At 55.8% G+C, this 20,505-nt stretch carries 12 protein-coding genes; all 12 read right to left on the bottom strand.

Annotation, left to right across the window (positions count from 1 at the left end):
• Positions 1 to 12 precede the first annotated feature (12 nt).
• Positions 13 to 384, bottom strand: a complete 372-nt coding sequence (gene rpsL / locus GFR01_RS13575; RefSeq protein WP_010502158.1) for a 30S ribosomal protein S12 — start codon at positions 382 to 384, stop codon at positions 13 to 15.
• 386 nt (positions 385 to 770) lie between these two features.
• The gene (gene rpoC / locus GFR01_RS13580; RefSeq protein WP_063905291.1) at positions 771 to 5,087 is read right to left on the bottom strand and encodes a DNA-directed RNA polymerase subunit beta'; all 4,317 of its coding nucleotides are present in this window, start codon (positions 5,085 to 5,087) and stop codon (positions 771 to 773) included.
• A gap of 80 nt (positions 5,088 to 5,167) precedes the next feature.
• The gene (gene rpoB, locus GFR01_RS13585; RefSeq protein WP_099182878.1) at positions 5,168 to 9,340 is read right to left on the bottom strand and encodes a DNA-directed RNA polymerase subunit beta; all 4,173 of its coding nucleotides are present in this window, start codon (positions 9,338 to 9,340) and stop codon (positions 5,168 to 5,170) included.
• A 241-nt stretch (positions 9,341 to 9,581) separates the two neighbouring features.
• On the bottom strand, positions 9,582 to 9,956 hold the full coding sequence (gene rplL, locus GFR01_RS13590; RefSeq protein ID WP_007282711.1) for a 50S ribosomal protein L7/L12: 375 nt from the start codon (positions 9,954 to 9,956) through the stop codon (positions 9,582 to 9,584).
• Between the two features lie 66 nt (positions 9,957 to 10,022).
• Positions 10,023 to 10,541 (bottom strand): 50S ribosomal protein L10, encoded by a 519-nt coding sequence (gene rplJ, locus GFR01_RS13595; RefSeq protein ID WP_099182879.1) that lies wholly within the window; start codon positions 10,539 to 10,541, stop codon positions 10,023 to 10,025.
• A gap of 309 nt (positions 10,542 to 10,850) precedes the next feature.
• On the bottom strand, positions 10,851 to 11,543 hold the full coding sequence (gene rplA / locus GFR01_RS13600; RefSeq protein ID WP_007282709.1) for a 50S ribosomal protein L1: 693 nt from the start codon (positions 11,541 to 11,543) through the stop codon (positions 10,851 to 10,853).
• A gap of 4 nt (positions 11,544 to 11,547) precedes the next feature.
• Positions 11,548 to 11,982 carry a 50S ribosomal protein L11 gene (gene rplK, locus GFR01_RS13605; RefSeq protein WP_063905289.1) on the bottom strand — a complete coding sequence of 145 codons (435 nt, stop codon included), beginning with the start codon at positions 11,980 to 11,982 and terminating at the stop codon, positions 11,548 to 11,550.
• Between the two features lie 105 nt (positions 11,983 to 12,087).
• A complete protein-coding gene (locus tag GFR01_RS13610) occupies positions 12,088 to 13,704 on the bottom strand; it encodes an efflux transporter outer membrane subunit (RefSeq protein ID WP_174694718.1) in 1,617 nt (538 codons plus the stop codon).
• Complete coding sequence (locus GFR01_RS13615) at positions 13,704 to 14,969, bottom strand: efflux RND transporter periplasmic adaptor subunit (RefSeq protein ID WP_373317607.1); 1,266 nt, start codon at positions 14,967 to 14,969, stop codon at positions 13,704 to 13,706. The genes GFR01_RS13610 and GFR01_RS13615 overlap by 1 nt, the downstream gene beginning before the upstream one ends.
• Before the next feature lie 23 nt (positions 14,970 to 14,992).
• On the bottom strand, positions 14,993 to 18,160 hold the full coding sequence (locus GFR01_RS13620; RefSeq protein ID WP_099182880.1) for an efflux RND transporter permease subunit: 3,168 nt from the start codon (positions 18,158 to 18,160) through the stop codon (positions 14,993 to 14,995).
• 170 nt (positions 18,161 to 18,330) lie between these two features.
• Positions 18,331 to 19,755, bottom strand: coding sequence for a sensor histidine kinase (locus tag GFR01_RS13625; protein ID WP_099182881.1), 1,425 nt, complete (start codon positions 19,753 to 19,755; stop codon positions 18,331 to 18,333).
• A complete protein-coding gene (locus GFR01_RS13630; protein WP_099182882.1) occupies positions 19,742 to 20,473 on the bottom strand; it encodes a response regulator transcription factor in 732 nt (243 codons plus the stop codon). Before GFR01_RS13630 ends, GFR01_RS13625 begins: the two co-directional genes overlap by 14 nt.
• Positions 20,474 to 20,505 lie beyond the last annotated feature (32 nt).

A 20,505-nucleotide genomic window follows, 5' to 3' on the forward strand; every position in this document is an offset into this window, starting at 1 on the left:
TCCAAATACCTCTTACTTCGGACGCTTCGCGCCATACAGCGAACGACGCTGACGACGCTTTGCGATGCCCTGCGTGTCAAGCACGCCTCGCAGGATGTGATAACGCACACCAGGAAGATCCTTCACGCGGCCACCACGGATTAGCACAACACTGTGCTCCTGAAGGTTATGACCTTCACCCGGAATGTAGCTCACGACCTCATACCCGTTGGTCAGACGCACCTTGGCGACCTTACGCAGAGCGGAGTTCGGCTTCTTTGGCGTTACCGTGTACACGCGCGTGCAAACGCCACGCTTCTGGGGGCATCCCTGTAGTGCAGGGACCTTGTTCCGCTTTGCGGCCGGCTCACGGCCGTTCGCGATCAACTGGTTGATGGTCGGCATGCGCCCTTCCCAATCCTTGTCCTATTCCGGACAGGAAGCACCAGGCCTCCTGCCATGACATTTTATTCAAATCGACATGCGGCTGAACCGCCTGCCTATCCCACATTTGGAAAGGGAAACAGCTAAAGCCATTTCCCTCCTTTTGTAGCCTGCGGCCTTGGCATTCCCGAAACCGGGTTAGCGGCACCACATGCGATTCTTTGTCTTCGACGGCTTAATTTTCGCCTCTTCCGGCGGGAGTAGCCGAGGGCGCGGAACCTACGAAGGGTTCCGCGTTGAGTCAAGTCTTTCGGCCACAAATGCATCGATTCTGAGAAGAGAGTTCCCGGAATCGACACATTTGCCCTCTCTGTCCTTCCCTTCAGAAGAAAACAGAGAGGTTTTCATCACTCTGCAGCGTCTTCCACTTCGGCCGTTGAACGACCGACGCGGTGACGATCCTGGCTGGCAGCAATTCCCCGAAGACGGTTCATGACGCTACCCGTACCCGCCGGGATCAGACGGCCGACAATCACGTTCTCCTTGAGACCATTAAGCGTGTCGACCTTGCCGGATGTAGCGGCGTCAGTAAGCACGCGTGTGGTCTCCTGGAAAGACGCCGCGGAGATGAAGGACTGCGTCTGCAGAGAAGCCTTGGTGATACCCTGTAGCACCGGCATAGCCACTGCTGGGGTATCGCCATTTTCTTGCAGGCGCTGATTCTCGATCTCGTATTCAATCCGATCAACAGTTTCGCCGATCAGATAGGTCGAATCACCCGGCTCCAGAATTTCAACCTTCTGCAGCATCTGACGAACAATGACTTCAATATGCTTGTCATTGATCTTCACGCCCTGCAGTCGGTAGACGTCCTGAATTTCGTTGACCAGATAGTCAGAGAGCGCCTCGACACCCATGACCTTCAGAATGTCATGGGGCACACGCGGACCATCGACCAGCGGATCACCCTTCTGAACAAAGTCGCCCTCCTGAACGGAAACGTGCTTGCCCTTCGGGATAAGGTACTGGGTCTCTTCGCCGGTTTCGTCATTTTTCACAATGACGCAACGCTTGGACTTGTAGTCCTTGCCGAATTCAATGCGCCCATCGCCTTCAGCAATGATCGCATGATCTTTCGGACGACGAGCTTCAAAGAGTTCAGCAACACGCGGCAGACCACCGGTAATGTCACGCGTCTTGGAACCTTCACGCGGAATACGCGCCAGAACGTCACCAGCATGAACTTCCGCACCATTCTCGATAGACAGAATACTGTCTGGTGAGAGGAAGTAGCGGGCGTCATTGCCATTGGCGAGCTTGACCACATTGCCTGCAGCATCCTTGAGCTGCAGACGCGGACGAAGATCCACACCCTTGGAAGCCTGCTTGTAGTCAACCACAACCTTGGAACTAAGGCCTGTGACCTCATCCATACGTTCGACAAGCGTGATGCTGTCGATCAGGTCAAGGTATTCGACGGTACCAGCCTGCTCGGTAATGATCGGAAGGGTGTACGGGTCCCACTCAGCCATCTTCTGGCCACGTGCGACTGCCTCACCCTCACCCACCATCAGACGTGCACCATAAGGCACACGATAACGGGCACGCTCGACATCGTTCTCATCGGTCAGAAGGATTTCGCAGTTACGCGACATCACAACCAGAACCTTCTGAGAGTTCTCGACAACGTTACGGTTCTTGATCGTCACACGCCCATCACGGGACGCCTCGACCATTGACTGCTCAGCACCACGCGTTGCCGCACCACCAATATGGAAGGTACGCATTGTCAGCTGTGTACCTGGCTCACCGATGGACTGAGCAGCGATCACGCCGACAGCTTCACCAATGTTCACAGGCGTACCGCGGGCCAGGTCACGACCATAGCAGTGTGCACAAATTCCGACGCGGCTGTCACATGTGAGAACCGAACGGATTTCCATGCTCTCGACACCAGCCTTCTCGATGAGCTCGGCTTCCGGCTCTTCGATCAGCGTGTTGCGAGGCAGAAGGACTTCGTGCGTCACCGGATGCAGCACATCCTTGGACGTTGTACGGCCCAGGATACGCTCGGAAAGAGAGGCAACGACTTCACCGCTGTCCATCACCGCACGAACCGTCAGACCGCGCTCTGTACCGCAATCAGGCTCAACGATGATGCAATCCTGCGCAACGTCAACAAGACGACGTGTCAGGTATCCAGAGTTCGCGGTCTTCAGAGCCGTATCAGCAAGACCCTTACGGGCACCGTGACTGGACGTGAAGTAATCGAGAACCGACAGACCTTCTTTGAAGTTTGCGATAATCGGCTGCTCGATGATCTCGCCAGAAGGCTTCACCATCAGACCGCGCATACCCGCAAGCTGCTTCATCTGGGCCGGCGACCCACGAGCACCCGAGTGGCTCATCATCCACACAGAGTTCGTCGGCTTGCCGATGACCTGCTTGGAGATTTCCTTCAGCATGGCGGCCTGCACTTCGTCCGTGCAACGGGACCAAGCATCAACCACCTTGTTGTAACGCTCGCCAGCCGTAATCAGACCGTCCTGATACTGCTGCTCGAACTCCTTGACCTCTTCCGACGTCTTGCCAACCAGCGTAGCCTTCTCTGCCGGGATGATCATGTCATCCTTGCCGAAGGAAATGCCAGCACGGGCAGCGTGCTTGAAACCAAGGCCCATGAGACGGTCACAGAAGATTACTGCTTCCTTCTGACCACAGTGACGATAGACCGTATCGATGACATCGGACACGTTCTTCTTCGTCAACTGCTTGTTGATCAGGCTGAATGGAATCGCAGGGTGCTTCGGCAGGATCTGCGCAATAAGGGCACGTCCCGGCGTCGTCAAAATCGTCTGGCGGATCGGGTTACCGTTTTCATCAACGGTCGGAAGACGCAGACGGATCTTGTCGTGAAGCTGCAGAGAACCCGAAAGCATTGCGCTCTCGATTTCAGCAACATCGGAATACGCAGGTGGGGCAGCCTTGATGACCTTACCACCTTCGATGACGGCCTCGTCCGGTGTCTCACGATACTCAGGAACTTCAAGGCTCAGATAATAGAGACCCAGAACGATATCCTGAGACGGCACGATAATCGGCTTACCGTTTGCAGGGCTGAGAATGTTGTTCGTGGACATCATCAGCACGCGCGCTTCGAGCTGCGCTTCGAGCGACAGCGGAACGTGCACGGCCATCTGATCGCCGTCAAAGTCGGCATTGAAGGCGGTGCAGACCAGCGGGTGAAGCTGGATAGCTTTACCTTCAATCAGGGTCGGCTCGAACGCCTGAATGCCAAGACGATGAAGCGTGGGGGCACGGTTCAGCATCACTGGATGTTCGCGGATAACCTCTTCGAGGATATCCCAGACTTCCGGACGCTCTTTCTCCACCATGCGCTTTGCAGCCTTAATGGTGGTGGCGTGACCGTACTTTTCCAGCTTGGAGTAGATGAACGGCTTGAAGAGTTCGAGCGCCATCTTCTTGGGAAGACCGCACTGATGCAGCTTCAGTTCCGGACCAACCACGATGACCGAACGGCCAGAATAGTCGACGCGCTTACCAAGAAGGTTCTGACGGAAACGGCCCTGCTTGCCCTTCAGCATATCAGACAGAGACTTCAGCGGACGCTTGTTGGCACCCGTAATCGCACGCCCACGACGGCCGTTGTCGAACAACGCGTCAACAGCTTCCTGAAGCATGCGCTTTTCGTTACGGACAATAATATCCGGCGCACGAAGCTCGATCAGGCGCTTCAGACGGTTATTACGGTTAATGACGCGGCGATACAGATCATTCAGATCAGACGTTGCAAAACGACCACCATCCAGCGGGACCAGCGGACGGAGTTCCGGCGGAATTACCGGAATGATGTCCATGATCATCCAGTCCGGACGTGAGCCACTCTCAACGAATGCCTCAACGAGCTTCAGACGCTTGACCAGCTTCTTACGAGCAGCTTCAGACGTTGCCTTGCGCAGCTTCTTGCGCATCATCGTCTTTTCGGAATCGCCTTCCATGACTTCAGCGTCATAGTCAAACGGATCCGGCAGCCCCTTTGCCTTAGCAGCAAGGCTCAGCTCGCGTTCCTGCGCATTAGGAATGCCCCAGTCGTAGCTGGACAGCGCCCGCTTGATCGCCTCGGCACCGATCCCAACGTCAATGCCCGCATCCGGATATTCGTCGAGCAGATCTTCGCAACGGATTTCATCGAGAAGATACTGGTCGCGCTTCTTGCCATTCTTATAGGAGTCGATCTGATCGGAATCACAGACGCCCTTATCGAGAATGAGGAACTTCTCGAAATACAGAACAGGCTCAACGTCTTTGAGCGGCAGGTCCAGCATCGTGGCGATGCGGCTCGGCAGCGACTTCAGGAACCAGATGTGCGCAACCGGGGAAGCAAGTTCGATATGCCCCATGCGCTCACGGCGCACCTTGGCAAGCGTGACTTCAACGCCGCACTTTTCACAGACAATGCCGCGGAACTTCATCCGCTTGTATTTGCCGCAAAGGCATTCATAGTCCTTGATAGGACCAAAAATGCGGGCGCAGAAAAGCCCGTCACGCTCTGGCTTGAACGTACGGTAGTTGATGGTCTCCGGCTTCTTGATTTCGCCGTAGGACCAGGAGCGGATCTGCTCACTGGAAGCAAGCTGGATCTTGATCTGGTCAAAGCTGACTGACTGACCAGCCTGACCCAGGATTTTCATGAGTTCGTTCATGCGCCGAAACCCCAATGTGCACCGCGGCGTCCCGCGGGCACTTCAAAATTGAACCGTGAAGCGAGAGGGGAGCGAGACAATTAAATCTCGCCCTGCTCGAGTTCGACATTCAGGCCGAGAGACTTCAGTTCCTTGATCAGAACGTTGAAGCTCTCCGGAATGCCTGCTTCGAAGTCATCCTGCTCGCGCACGATAGCCTCATAGACCTTGGTACGGCCGGAAACGTCATCCGACTTCACCGTCAGCATTTCCTGCAGCGTATAAGCCGCACCATATGCTTCCAGCGCCCAGACTTCCATTTCACCAAAGCGCTGACCACCGAACTGCGCCTTACCACCCAGCGGCTGCTGCGTGACGAGGGAGTACGGACCGATCGAACGTGCATGGATCTTGTCATCGACAAGGTGATGCAGCTTCAGCATGTAAATGTAACCAACCGTGGTCTGGCGCTCAAATGTCTCGCCCGTACGACCATCGATCAGCTGAGACTGACCCGACTTGTTCACACCAGCCTTTTCCAGCATGCCTTCGATGTCCGGGATGGAAGCACCATCGAACACCGGGGTAGCAATCGGAAGACCCTTGCGAAGGTTGTTGGCCAACTCGATGAGTTGCTCGTTCGGCAGAGTAGCAACGTCGGTTTCGAAGATTTCGTCCCCGTAAACGTCCCGCAGACGATCAAGCAGTTCCTGCTTTCGCTCACCAGTCCGCTGATACTCGTCAACCATCTCGCCGATGCTTGCACCGATATTGGCACAAGCCCAACCCAGATGGGTTTCAAGGATCTGACCTATGTTCATGCGCGACGGCACACCCAGCGGGTTCAGAACGATATCAACAGCCTGACCATTCTCAAGGAACGGCATGTCTTCGACAGGCACAACACGGGAAACGACACCCTTGTTGCCGTGACGACCAGCCATCTTGTCACCCGGCTGAAGCTTACGCTTCACGGCAACAAAGACCTTGACCATCTTCATCACGCCAGGCGGCAGTTCATCCCCGCGCTGCAGCTTTTCAACCTTGTTGTCAAAACGCGCATTGATGCGACGGACAGCTTCATCAAACTCGGAACGCAGTGTTTCGAGTTCAGCAGTCACCTCATCAGAGGAGACCGAGATGTTGCGCCATGCCGCACGAGGATGCTCATCCAGAACTTCAACCGTGATCGGCGTACCAGAACGGATACCCTTGAACCCGGCACCAGCAACCTGGCCAACCAGACGCTCACGCAGACGGTTGTGGAAGCTACGCTCCTGAATGGAACGCTCGTCATCTCGGTCCTTCGTCAGACGTTCGATTTCGGCGCGCTCGATTGCCATTGCACGCTCGTCTTTGTCGACACCACGACGTGAGAAGACGCGAACATCGACGATCGTACCGGTCGTGCCAGGCGGCAGCTTCAGAGACGTATCACGAACATCGGAAGCCTTCTCACCGAAGATGGCGCGGAGGAGCTTCTCTTCCGGCGTCATCGGGCTTTCACCCTTCGGCGTTACCTTACCGACGAGAATATCACCCGGATTCACCTCGGCGCCGACATAGACAATGCCTGCCTCGTCGAGGTTACGAAGAGCTTCTTCACCGACATTAGGAATGTCGCGAGTGATCTCTTCCTGACCCAGCTTCGTGTCACGAGCCATGACTTCAAATTCTTCGATGTGGATCGAAGTGAAGACGTCATCGCGCGCGATACGCTCAGAGATGAGGATGGAGTCCTCAAAGTTGTAACCGTTCCAAGGCATAAACGCGACAAGTACGTTACGACCCAGAGCCAGTTCACCAAGCTCGGTGGACGGACCGTCAGCAATGATGTCGCCAGCATGAACCGTGTCACCAACCTTCACCAGCGGACGCTGATTGATGCAGGTGGACTGGTTTGAACGCATGTACTTGCGCAGACGATAGATATCGACACCCTGCGTCGAACCTGCATCGTCAGTCGCGCGGACAACGATACGTGCACCATCGATCTGGTCAATGATACCACGACGCTTGGCAACGATCGTCGCACCGGAGTCACGTGCAACAGCTGCTTCCATACCTGTTCCAACCAGCGGGGCATCTGCCTTCACCAGCGGAACAGCCTGACGCTGCATGTTTGCGCCCATGAGCGCACGGTTGGCGTCATCGTTCTCAAGGAACGGAATGAGAGCTGCAGCAACCGAAACAAGCTGCTTCGGTGACACGTCGCAAGCCGTAACCTGCTCAGGCGGCACAACACGGAAATCGCCAGACTTACGAACGGAAACCAGCTCGTCCGTCAGATGGCCATCTGCGCTCTGCTTGGCATCAGCCTGCGCAACGACAAGCTTCTCTTCTTCCATGGCAGAAAGATATTTCCAGCCATCCTGAAGAATGCCGTCCTTAACCAGACGATACGGCGTTTCGATGAAGCCGTACTTGTTGACCTTGGCATAGGTCGAGAGCGAGTTGATCAGACCGATGTTCGGACCTTCAGGCGTCTCGATCGGGCAAATACGGCCATAATGCGTCGGATGAACGTCACGGACTTCGAAGCCTGCACGCTCACGGGTCAAGCCGCCCGGACCGAGCGCCGAAAGACGACGCTTATGCGTCACTTCGGAAAGCGGGTTTGTCTGATCCATGAACTGGCTAAGCTGTGAAGAACCGAAGAACTCACGAACAGCAGCAGCAGCCGGCTTTGCATTGATCAGATCATGCGGCATGACCGTGTCAATGTCGACGGATCCCATACGTTCACGAATGGCACGTTCCATACGGAGCAGACCCACGCGATACTGGTTTTCCATCAATTCGCCGACAGAGCGAACGCGGCGGTTACCTAGGTTATCGATGTCGTCAATCTGACCGCGGCCATCCTTCAGGTCGCACATGATCTTGATGGTGCGCAGGATATCTTCTTTGCGAAGAACGCGAAGGGTATCCGGCGCATCCACATCGAGACGCATGTTCATCTTCACACGACCAACGGACGACAGATCATATCGATCCTGATCAAAGAAGAGACCACGGAACATCGCTTCAGCGGTTTCCTTGGTCGGCGGCTCACCCGGGCGCATGATGCGATAGATATCGATCAGCGCTTCATCGCGGCTGGTGTTCTTGTCAACGGAGAGCGTGTTGCGGATCCACGGACCATGCGAACCGTCAACCGAAAGCGTTGGAAGTTCCGTGATGCCAAGCTCTTCAAGAGCAACAAGACGATCTTCCGTCAGCTCCTCACCAGCTTCACCATAGATCTCACCCGTATGCTCATTGACGAGATCATAGGCAAGATAGCGACCGAGAACATCCAGACGACCGACTTGAACCACACGGGTCTTTTCGGCAATTTTGCGGACCATACGAGCGGTCAGCTTGGCGTCTGCCTCAGCAACCACTTCGCCCGTGTCGGCATCAACCAGCGGGCTTAGCAGCTTCTGACCACGGAATGCTTCTGGCTCGAAAGGACGTGCCCAGCCATCACCCATCCGGGTGAACGGAACCATGTCATAGAAGTAGGACAGGATCTCATCCTGATCCATACCGCGAATGTCGAGACCTTCGACATCCCCGCCTTCTGCAATCTTCCGGTCACGCTGCGCGATGTAGTTTGCGCCTTCAAGTGCGTACAGAAGCGTCGTGACAGGAAGCTTGCGCTTGCGATCAATACGAACGTAGATCAGGTCCTTGGCGTCGAATTCGAAATCGAGCCATGAACCACGATATGGAATCACACGGGCAGCAAAGAGATACTTACCCGAAGAATGCGTCTTGCCCTTATCGTGATCGAAGAAGACACCTGGGCTACGATGCATCTGAGAAACGATGACGCGCTCGGTACCGTTGATAATGAAGGTACCATTGTCTGTCATGAGCGGCATGTCGCCCATGTAGACCGGCTGTTCCTTCAGATCATGAATGGAGCGCGAACCCGTATCTTCATCAATGTCCCACGTTGTCAGACGAAGGATGACTTTTAGCGGGGCTGCGTATGTCAGACCACGCTGAATGCATTCTTCGACGTCATACTTTGGCTCTTCGAACTCGTAAGACACGAAGTCCAGACGACCGCGACCAGCAAAGTCATTAATTGGGAAAACCGAACGGAATACTTCCTGCAGACCGGAGTTCTGACGTGCGTCAGGACTCACATTCATCTGCAGGAACGCTTCGTAGGAAGCGCGCTGCACATCGATCAGATTGGGCATCGGCGCAATTTCGGGAATGCGCCCGAAGCTTTTGCGGATCCTCTTGCGTCCCGTGAACGATTTGGTGATCGCGTTCATCTATCTTGCCCTCTGCACCAGACCTTCGAGTCGCCCGGGACTTCGCTGACAGACAACCGCCTGACGCGACACGGACGACCGGAACGACCGGCTTTCAGTAATTTCAATACGTAGCGAGCCGCGTATTATACTCTTATTTCCACCAACGGCAAATCGGGCGGGAACCGCATGCGATCCCCGCCCTATCCGTCTGCTCTCGCAGAGGCCGCCCCTTAAAAAAGAGACGACCCGATCAAGTTGATTACTTGATTTCGACCTTGGCGCCGTTGTCTTCCAGGGTCTTCTTGATCTTTTCGGCTTCGTCCTTGGACACGCCTTCCTTAACGGTCTTCGGTGCGCCTTCGACCAGGTCCTTGGCTTCCTTCAGACCCAGACCCGTGATGCCACGGATTTCCTTGATCACGTTGATCTTCTTGTCGCCAGCAGCGGCCAGAACAACGGTGAATTCGGTCTGCTCTTCAGCCGGAGCTGCACCAGCAGCCGGACCAGCAGCAGCAACTGCTACTGGAGCAGCAGCGGAAACGCCCCACTTCTCTTCGAGAAGCTTGGAAAGTTCAGCAGCTTCGAGAACGGTAAGAGCGGACAGCTCTTCAACAATCTTTGCCAGATCGGCCATGGTCTTATCCTAAGTGATGCACTGTTTGAATGGGTTCAAGCCTACGCCGCAGCGTTGACCTTACTCTTAAGCGGCTTCGCCGGTCTTGGCATAGGCGCCGAAGACGCGAGCAAGCTGGCCTGCCGGAGCCTGAACAACACCTGCGATACGCGTAGCCGGGGTCTGAATCATACCCACCAGCTTTGCACGCAGTTCGTCCAGAGACGGCAGCTCGGCAAGTGTCTTGATTCCATCGACGCCAAGCGTCTGGGAACCAAGGGAGCCACCGAGCACTACAAGCTTGTCATTCGTCTTGGCGAACTCGACGATCACCTTTGCAACTGCGACCGGGTCCTCAGACCAGGCTAGGGCCGTTGGCCCCTTGAGCAGCGGCGCAATGCCGTCGAATTGGGTCCCATCCAGAGCGCGGCTGGCCAGCCGGTTCTTCGCAACCTTGTATGTCGCACCTGCCGCACGAATGCGTCGACGCAGCTCCGTCACATCAGCAACCGTCAGACCCTTGTTCTGGGTGACGACAACCATGGACGTGCTGTTGAACACATCGGCGAGGAACTCGACAAAGGCCCGCTTTTCCGTACGGTCCAAAACCTGTCTCCTCGTCAGTCCGGAACAATCCGAACCAAGTTACCCATGAGATATCCCCACATATGGAAATATCCCGCTCGCCTGTCCACAGAAGTGAGCGAACCCAGCGCATCGTGGCAGAACCACTAAAACACTGGCGCCCCGCCTGACGCTCGCCGCTTCAAGAGAAGCATTTAAAACATCAAAGATGTTACGTGCGGTCTTGGACAGGTTTGGAAGCAATCTGCAAGCAGACCACCCCTACGCCACCACGCCGAAGCGTAGTGTCATTCCTTGTTGGGGGCCTTCTATAGAAAGCCCCCGCTTCAATCAAGCCTCGAAGCTGGATACGTCAACACGGACGCCCGGACCCATCGTAGAAGACAGTGCAGCCTTCTTCATGTAGGTACCCTTGGCGCCAGACGGACGAGCCTTCTGCACGGCGTCAACGAGAGCATTGATGTTCTCAATCAACTTGGCTTCATCAAAGGAAGCCTTGCCAACGCCAGCATGAACGATACCAGCCTTTTCAGCGCGATATTCAACCTGGCCGGACTTGGCTGCCGTAATGGCACCCTTAACGTCCATGGTCACCGTACCCAGACGCGGGTTTGGCATCAGACCACGTGGACCAAGGATCTTACCAAGACGACCAACCAGAGCCATCATGTCAGGCGTTGCAATGCAGCGGTCGAAATTGATTTCGCCAGCCTGGATCTTTTCAGCCAGATCTTCTGCACCGACAACTTCTGCACCAGCAGCCAAAGCTTCTTCAGCCTTGGCACCACGTGCGAACACGCCAACGCGAAGGGTCTTGCCCGTGCCGTTCGGCAGGGAGATCAGACCACGAACCATCTGGTCAGCGTGACGCGGGTCAATGCCGAGGTTCAGGGAAATTTCGATCGTCTCGTCGAACTTTGCCTTGGCGTTGCTCTTTACCAGAGCCACAGCCTCGGAAAGTGCATACGGCTTGTTACGCTCGACAGTTGCCTGTGCGGCGTTCAGACGCTTGTTCTTTGCCATGGTATCAGCCCTCCACCACGTTCAGGCCCATCGACTTGGCGGAACCTGCGAGCATGCGCACGGCACCGTCGATGTCGTTGGCGTTCATGTCCTTGAACTTCGTCTCAGCGATTTCGCGAAGCTGAGCCGTCGTTACGGAACCAACAGCAGCCGCCTTGCCAACAGTCTGGCTGCCCTTGGAAATCTTGGCTGCCTTCATGAGGAAGTACGTGTTCGGCGGGGTCTTCGTGATGAAGGAGAACGTACGATCTGCATAAGCGGTGATGACGACCGGGATCGGCATGCCTGGCTCAAGCTGCTGCGTCTTGGCGTTGAACTCTTTGCAGAACTGCATGATGTTCAGACCGCGCTGACCCAGTGCCGGACCTACCGGCGGAGACGGGTTGGCCTTACCAGCCGGAATCTGAAGCTTGATGTAGCCAACAACTTTTTTGGCCATATCCGGGACTCCCTTTTGTTTCTTTCCCGAACCGCGGTTTAACGGAGTCGGCTGACCCGGCTCCTCCCGCGTTCGAAGTGAGGCGGTCCCCTAGACCGCTTTCACCTAGTGCGTCAAGCTTTTATCCGCATGGTCGCCGCGCAGATCATTGTCGAGTGCAGACGCATGGTTATCGATACCTGCGACAGGCTGCGGCTTATGAAGACCCTCATACTGGAAAGCACCAAACGGATCGATCTGCTTCACACCAGGCAATTCGCTGGCATCCCAACCACCGCCGAGTGCTCTGACAAGACGGACCGTGGCCTGGATCTGGGAGGTCTGTGTCTGCACGAGCGCGAGACGCGCTTGGAGGGCATCCTGCTGCGCGACAAGAGCATCGAGGTAGTTTGAAAGACCACCCGTATAGAGAGCCATCGTCATACTCTGTGTGCGGAGAGCGGCTTCCACAGCGCGCTGCTGCTGATCCTGAGCAATCTTGTACTGCCCGCTCTGCGTCAGACCGTTCTCCACGTCCTGAAAGGCAGACAGAACAATCCCGCGATAATCATCCACGGTTTCCCGATACTGAGACCAGGAGCGCTGAAGAGCTGCCCTTCGCAGACCACCTGTAAAAGCAGGCTCGACTGCTTGCACAGCGATCTTCCAGAAGGCGCGTGAGATGCTCGCCAAGTCAAAGCCACCATCCTCAAAGCCGCCCTCGGCACTTAGAGTGATATGAGGATAGAAAGCCGCACGGGACACACCAATCGCCCGAGAGGCAGCAGCCATTCTACGTTCGGCGGCAGCAATATCCGGACGACGCTCCAGCAGAGAAGACGGTATGCCGGGATTTACCTTCACGGCCCCGAAATGCATTTTCACATCGCGTACAGGTGCGATGTGAAAACCTGCGGGTGCCGTATTCAGCAACACCGCAATCGCATTTTCCATAACGCGGCGCTCAGCCACCAGATTGCTCTGGGCGGCCATGGCTGAATAGAGCTGGTTTTCGGAACGGGACACATCGAGACCCGCACCAATCGCCCCCGCCTGTCGCAGTTCGGTAATTTCTACGGCTGCCCGGAAATAATGAATCGAATCTTCATAGACAGCATTCTGGGCATCCAGACCGCGCAGTGCGATATAATCGCTTGCCAGTTCCGCTTCGAGGCTCAGCTTTGCGGAAGCGTATTCAGCGGCCGTCGCCTGCGCGAGATTTTTTTCCATTCGGGTTGAATTGCGAATGGAATCCCAGAAATCCGGTTCCCATGTGGCAGCGCCGCTATAGGCCTGATTGGATTCATAAACGAGAGAAGAGCTTGTTCGCGGGTTATTATACAACCGCCCGATAGAGCCCTTGTTGTCGCTCATGTGAGCGGAACCCGTGAGCTGCGGATACAGCTTGCTTTCGGCCTCTCTCGCAACATCACGCGCCTGCGTGAATGCCTCCGCCGCAGCCTGCAGGTCTGGATTGACCTGCAGCATCTTGGTTTCCATCTCGTTCAGGATGGGGTCATGGAACATCGTCCACCAATCGCTGCGAAGCGTATCGTCCGCAGGATGAGCATTGCCCATCACTCCCTTGCCTTCCCACCCTTCAGGATAAAGGAATTTCTGAGGATGGTACTCAGGCGCCAGATTGCAGGACGCCAACCCTATGGACAGAACACCTGCCAGCGCGGTCGCGACATGGCGGCGCGGACGCGAAAAATACCCGCCCTTCAGATCGGTCAGTCTCATCAACGGGATCCAGCCTCATCCGGATTGGCATCATGCGCACGCACTGATTTCTGATCCTCTTCCTGCTGGGCCTTAGTCGGAACATTGTAACCCGGTGTCGTCGGCACGACGCGGACCTCATCCCCTTCCAGCAGATCAGCAGTCGGGTTGGCAATAAGCTGGTCATTCTTCGTCACACCACTCAGGATCTGAACCGTCGTGCCAAAATTGATCCCAACCGTCACATTTACCAGATGCACATGCCCGTTAATGACCTTAGCGACCTGCATGCCCTGGGCACGGAAAATGATCGCACCTTCGGGAAGAATCAGGATGTCAGGATTACCCGGTGCAGAAATATGCGCGGTAGCATAGGAATTCGGCCAAAGAAGATTATCCTCATTGCCGATCGTTAATTCAGTCGTCACCGTACGGGTTGCGGCGTTGAATGCATTCGCCGTCGCAAGGAATGTCGCCCGGAAAAGACGACCCGGATACTGCGGGACCGACAAGTCAGCCGTGATCTTTGGTGAAATCACGCTCGCAAAGTCCTGCGGAACAGAGACAAAAACGCGCATACGATGCACATCTGCCACCGAGAACAGCTCAGACGCCGACCCCCGTGAATTCACGTTGCCGCCCCCCGCATTCACGTAGTCACCGACGTTCACCAGACGGGACGTCACGATCCCATCAAACGGCGCAACAATCTTCTTGAAGTCTTCCAGAGCCTGAAAACGCTCGACTTCATGTTCGGCCGCTTCAAGCTCAGCTTTCTGCGCCGCAGCGTTCGCAGCCTGCACGTCCACTTCCTGACGCGAAACAGCCTGCGTTCCCTTCAGCGCTGTCCAGCGCTTCGTTGTGATGACAGCAAGGTTATACCGGGCGAGGATGACGTTGTAATGCGCTTTGGCAGCCTCGAACTGGGCATCGATGCTAGGGGTGCTGATTTCGGCGAGAACATCTCCGCGTTTCACATGCGCGCCGTAGTCCTTGTACCACATTTTCACATAGCCAGAGACCTGCGCGTAAATGGGCGCTTCGTACCAGGCGGCAAGATTCGCCGGTAGATCGACCTGACGTGTTTTAGGCCCATCCTGCGGCGAAATCAGTGTTACCGGAGGAATGGCAGCATCCTCCGTGACGCCGGACAGAGAATGGTAATGCACGCCACGCTCGATAATTCCCCAAGCCGCCAGAATAATGGCAACCAGAACGACACCCAGCAGGATCAGCCTGTTACGCATAGCGCTTCCACCCTTCGGTTCTTGCCCGTGAGACATCATTTGCCCCTGTTCAGAAGAGTGGTTCACGCGCGGTCTCCTTCAGGCCCAGCAGGCCGCTTGTAATGGATCAGGGCAAAAACACAGGGCACGAACAGCAACGTGGCGATCGTTGCGACCAGCAGGCCGCCAATCACGGCCTTGCCCAGAGGAGCGTTGGAAGAATTGCTAATCGACATCGGGATCATACCGATCATCATGGCAAGTGCCGTCATGAGAACAGGACGGATACGCTCGTAGCCGGCTTCGAGAGAGGCCAGAAGAACGTCTCCATGATGATCCAGCCGCTCACGGGCGAAGGACACCACAAGAATGGCATTCGCCGTCGCGGTACCCATACACATGATGGCACCCGTCAGGGCCGGCACAGACAACGCGGTATGCGTCAGGAACAGGCTCCAGGAAATGCCGCCCAGTGCGCCCGGGAGCGCCGTAATGATAACGAACGGATCAAGCCAGGACTGAAAGTTCACCACAATAATCAGGTAGACTAGAGCGATAGAGAGCGCGAGGCCGCCGATAAGCTGCACATATGCATCATTCATCGTCACGGCCTGCCCGCGCACTGCGAGGGTAGAACCGTGAGGCAGATTCTTGCGTTCGCTATCGACAATTCGGTTCACGGCCCGGGAAAGCGTACCCAGATCCGTACCTTCCGGAGCAGCGTAAATGTCGAACACGGGCATGATGTTATAATGCGACACTTCGGCAGGCGTACCCGTCTGCTTCAATTCGGTCAGAGCTCCCAAGAGCTGAGGCGTCTGGTTCGTCGGGTTGCCATCCCCCTTGTCGACGGGAACGATTTCAAGATCATTCATCGTCTGAAGGTAGTTCGCAGGCGTCTGCACATCGATGAGCTGTGATGTCCCCTGTGCATTCAGGTAGTAGGTCTGGCCAACCTGGGCGCTACCTGACAGCGTCACGAGAGAGTTCAACGCGACGTCCTGCTGGGTGATACCCGTTCCAAGAGCAAAGCTTCGGCGGTTGTTGACCATCAAGGTCGGCTGCGTCATCGGCTGCTGCACCGATACATCGGCAACACCCGGAATATGACGGAGCTTCTTGGCAAGACGGGCTGCGAAGTCGAAGTTCGCCTGAAGATCCCGACCGGAAATCTGCACGTCGATCGGCGATGGCAAGCCGAAATTCAGAATCTTCGCCGTCATGTCGCCTGGCTGGAACGTAAAGATCGTTCCCGGGAAAGCCTCGGTCAGTCCCTTACGAATCTTCTGACGATATTCAGGAATCGGGCTTTCATCGTCCTTCAGCTGGATCGTAATGTCACAGTCCTGCGCACCCGTCGTCGGAGAGGGCACCATTGCCTGATTCAGCTGACTGAACGGGAGACCACAGTTATTGACAACATTCTCCACCTTACCCGGCAGGATGGTGCGCAGACGCTTTTCCGCCAGTCCCGCGATCTTCCCGGTCTCCTCAATACGCGTACCCACTGGCGCGCGCATGTGCATCTGGATCGTTCCGGACTTGATCTCCGGGAAGAAGTCCTGCCCGACGAACAACAGCAGCGCCATGGAGGCCACAGCTGCAAGCAGGAACATGGTTACGAACCGGCCACGGATAGCGATCAGTCCAGATAGAATGCCCTTGTAATGCTCACGGAAGCTGGTGAACCGGCTTTCGAAACCCCGCTGGAAGCGTCCGAAAATACCGGGCTTGCGATGATGCCATTCTGGATCACGATGCATCTTGACCTGAGCAGGCAGCAGCCAGTTGGCCATCGTCGGCACCAATGTCCGGGACAGGATGAACGAAGCAATCATTGCGAAGATGATGGCTTCAGCCATCGGCATGAACAGCCAGCCCGAAACACCTGTCAGTTCGAACAGCGGCAGCCAGACGATACAGATACAGGTCGTCGAAACGAAGGTCGGAACAACGATCTGGTTGGACGCATCGATGATGGCCGTCTCCAGCTCTTTGCCCATTTCAAGGTGGGCATCGATATTCTCGATCATGACCGTTGCGTCATCCACGAGGATACCAACCGCCAGCGCCAGGCCACCCAGTGTCATGACATTAATCGACTGCCCGGCGATGCTGAGACCGATCATGGATGACAGCATCGCAAGCGGAATGGATGTCGCCACAATGATCGTCGAACGCCACGACCCGAGGAAGAGCAATACGGTCAGACTGGTCAGGATCGCAGCCGTGATCATTTCACGAACCACGTCAAACACGGATTCCTTCACGAAGCCTGACGCGTCCGTCAGTACGTTCAGGGTCGTTCCTGCTGGAAGGGTAGCCTTGATCTGAGGAAGCAGAGCTTTCACACCCGCCACAACGGACAGCGTGGACGCATCGCCGCTTTTGAGGATGACAATGAGAACGGCCTGCTGGCCTTTTACGAGAACCGCGTTGATCTGAGGCGGACCGCCCCTGTGCACCCAGGCAACATCACGCAGGTAGATAACCGAGTTACCAACCTGCTTGATTGGCATCTTGTTAAAGACGGACAGATCGAGCGGTGTGGAGTTGGTTTTCACCATCCAGTCAATCGACCCGACTTTCTGGTCACCGGCTGGCAGGACGATGTTCTGCCGGTTCAGGGCGTTCGCTACATCCTCTGGTGAAAGGCGATGCGCAAGAAGTTTGATAGGATCAATATCCACCATGATGTCCGGCGCAAGGCCACCATACGGATTTGGAATGGCCGCACCGGCAACCGGCACCAGCGCAGGCCGGATCAGGTTGGACGCCATGTTGTAAATTTCCGACCCGGACATGGTCGAATTATTCACCTGAAGTGTCAGAACCGGGACTGACGAGGCATCCAGGGCAATAATGAGTGGAGGGGTCGCACCAGTAGGCAACTGCTTGATGACCGTCTGGGACACAGAAGTGATCTGTGTCTGGGCAACAGCAGTATTTGTTCCTGGCTGGAAGAAGACCTTGACGATACCGCGTCCGTAATAAGACGAACTTTCAATATGTTCGATATTACTGACCGTAGCCGTCAGGGATCGCTCGTAATAATAAACGATACGACCGGACATATCTTCAGGCATAAGCCCGGTATAGGACCAGACAATCGCAACAATCGGAATCTTGATGGAAGGAAAGACGTCCGTCGGAGTCGAAACAATCGCCTTGACCCCGAAAATCAGGATCATGATCGACAGAACTACGAACGTATAAGGCCTCTTGAGGGCAGTTACGACGATGGCATTCATGCGCCTGCTGTGCTCCTGTTCCTGAATGACAGGAGTTGCACGGCTGCGTCAGTCTTGGTCAGTCTCAACGGGCGTCCCCTTCAAATTGAGACAAGTCATACCGGACATATGTGGTGCGACAAGCAAAATTGAGTTTAAGAACGCCCGGATTCAGCCCTGAAATAGAAATGTCATGTAATATTGATGGGATGATCCGAGCCGCTTCGGCCTGAAAAATGAATGGTGAATACTGATCCCACCATCTCCCTGTTCGGCCGATAGGCACTGATTTTTAGGGAAGCCCCATGCAAATCCACGATGGCGGAAACCAGACTCAGGCCAAGACCACTTCCGGGAATGTGACGACTTTTGTCTGACCGGTAAAAACGCCCCAGAACCGCCCCACGCTCGTCCTCCGCAATACCGATACCCGTGTCATAGACCTTGAGCCACGCACACCCGGCTTCATCCCGCCCGGCGATCAGACCGACTTCGCCACCGGGTGGCGTAAACTTGATCGCGTTATCCACCAGATTGGCGAGAACCTCGTTCAGCAGATCCGTATCACCATACAGTGGAATCGGGCTATCGATGCCACTGACCGTGAGGGCCAGACCCTGCGTCTCGGCAATCGGTTCATACAGGTCTGCGATTCCTGCAATCAGTTCAGACAGATCCATGCTCGTGAATCCGGCACGACGACGTCCGTTCTCGATTTCACCAATTCGCAGCAACGCCGTGATAACGGAAAAGCACTGATCCAGATCCTGCGTGGCGCGAAGGATAATCGACTTGAGATGCTCTGGGTCATCCTGGGAGGACAACGCCCGCTCAAGGCGTGCACGAACACGCGCCAGAGGTGTCCGCAGGTCGTGGGCGATATCATTCCCTACGTCACGAATTTCATCCAGAAGATGCTCAAGCCGGTCCAGCATCCGGTTCACAGCACCCGCCAGACGCTCAATATCATCCCACTCTCGCCCTGCAGGCAGACGCTCATGCAGATCGCCCGCCATGATGCGCTCGATCGCCTGCCGCATCTCCTTGACGCGCCCCAATGCCCGATGACTGAGAAACAAGCCGGCCAGTAGAGCAAACAGCACCATCGGAATAACCGAAATCAGAGCGGCACGCTTGATGATATAACGCAACTCATCTGCCATATGCATCGAACGTGCCAGGACGAGGATACGGTCTCCGCTGGCACCATCCGGACCGGGCACTTCGATCGCCAGGTAACGCATTTCGTACGGTGTATCCCCTGGAGGAGCGACGGTGAGCCGACGCGTCCGGTCAGATACGTCCAGCCCTTCGGGCCAGTGACGGATATCTCCAACAATCCGGTTATGGTTCAGATCAAACAGACTAGCGCCATTCAGGATGACACGCAGATCCGTCTTGCTGCGTTCACGAACCTCATCTTCAAGACGCTCAGGACTTTCCTGCACCAGAAGAGCCGCTTCACGCCGCAGCAGATCGCTGGAGCGCGCGCTCTCATATCCGTTCATCTGGGCGTAAACGAGTCCGAACTGAAGCAGAATACCGCCGATCATCGCCACCACGAACGCCAGCGTCAGGCGGAACGTGGCGGTCCGGAAAATGTCAGTCCGATACACGCAGACTGAACCCTGCACCACGGATGCTGTGGATCAACGGAGGTTCACCCGCGACATCAATCTTGCGCCGAAGCTTGCCAATATGCACGTCCACCAGATTGGTCTGAGGAACAAAGCGGTAGTTCCAGACATCCTCCAGCAACATCGTGCGCGTCAGAACGGTTCCCGGCCGACGCATCATATATTCCAGCAGCCGAAATTCACGCGGAAGCAGCTCGATCTCACGCCCGTTGCGGAAAACCTTCCGCTCGATGAGATCCATCTCCAGCGGTCCGACACGCAGCACCGTCTCACGGCTGTCGGTCGGGCGCCGCAGAAGGGCTTCGAGACGAGCGGCAAGTTCTTCCATCGCAAAAGGCTTGGTGAGGTAATCATCACCACCCGCTTTCAGGCCATTCACTCTATCGTCCACTGCGGAGAGAGCCGAAAGAACCAGAACGGGCAACATGATCTTCTGACGACGCAGAATCTCGATAACGCTAAGCCCATCGAGCTCAGGCAACATCCGATCCACGATCATCAGGTCGTATCGCCCGGACTGCGCAGCCTCAAGGCCGAGAAGACCATTCTCTACGTGCGTAACAAGGTAACCGCGAGACGTCAGTTCCTCGGCTACTTCCAGGGCGATGCTCTCATCGTCCTCGATCAGCAGCAGACGGATAACAGGCTCATTCGGGCGGGAAGCCGCCTCGTGTTCAGATACGGTCATCATGCTCATGACTGTCACATGGGGTAATATCAGCTGTCATC

The sequence above is a fragment of the Gluconobacter frateurii genome, from assembly GCF_002723955.1.
Lineage (GTDB): Bacteria > Pseudomonadota > Alphaproteobacteria > Acetobacterales > Acetobacteraceae > Gluconobacter > Gluconobacter frateurii.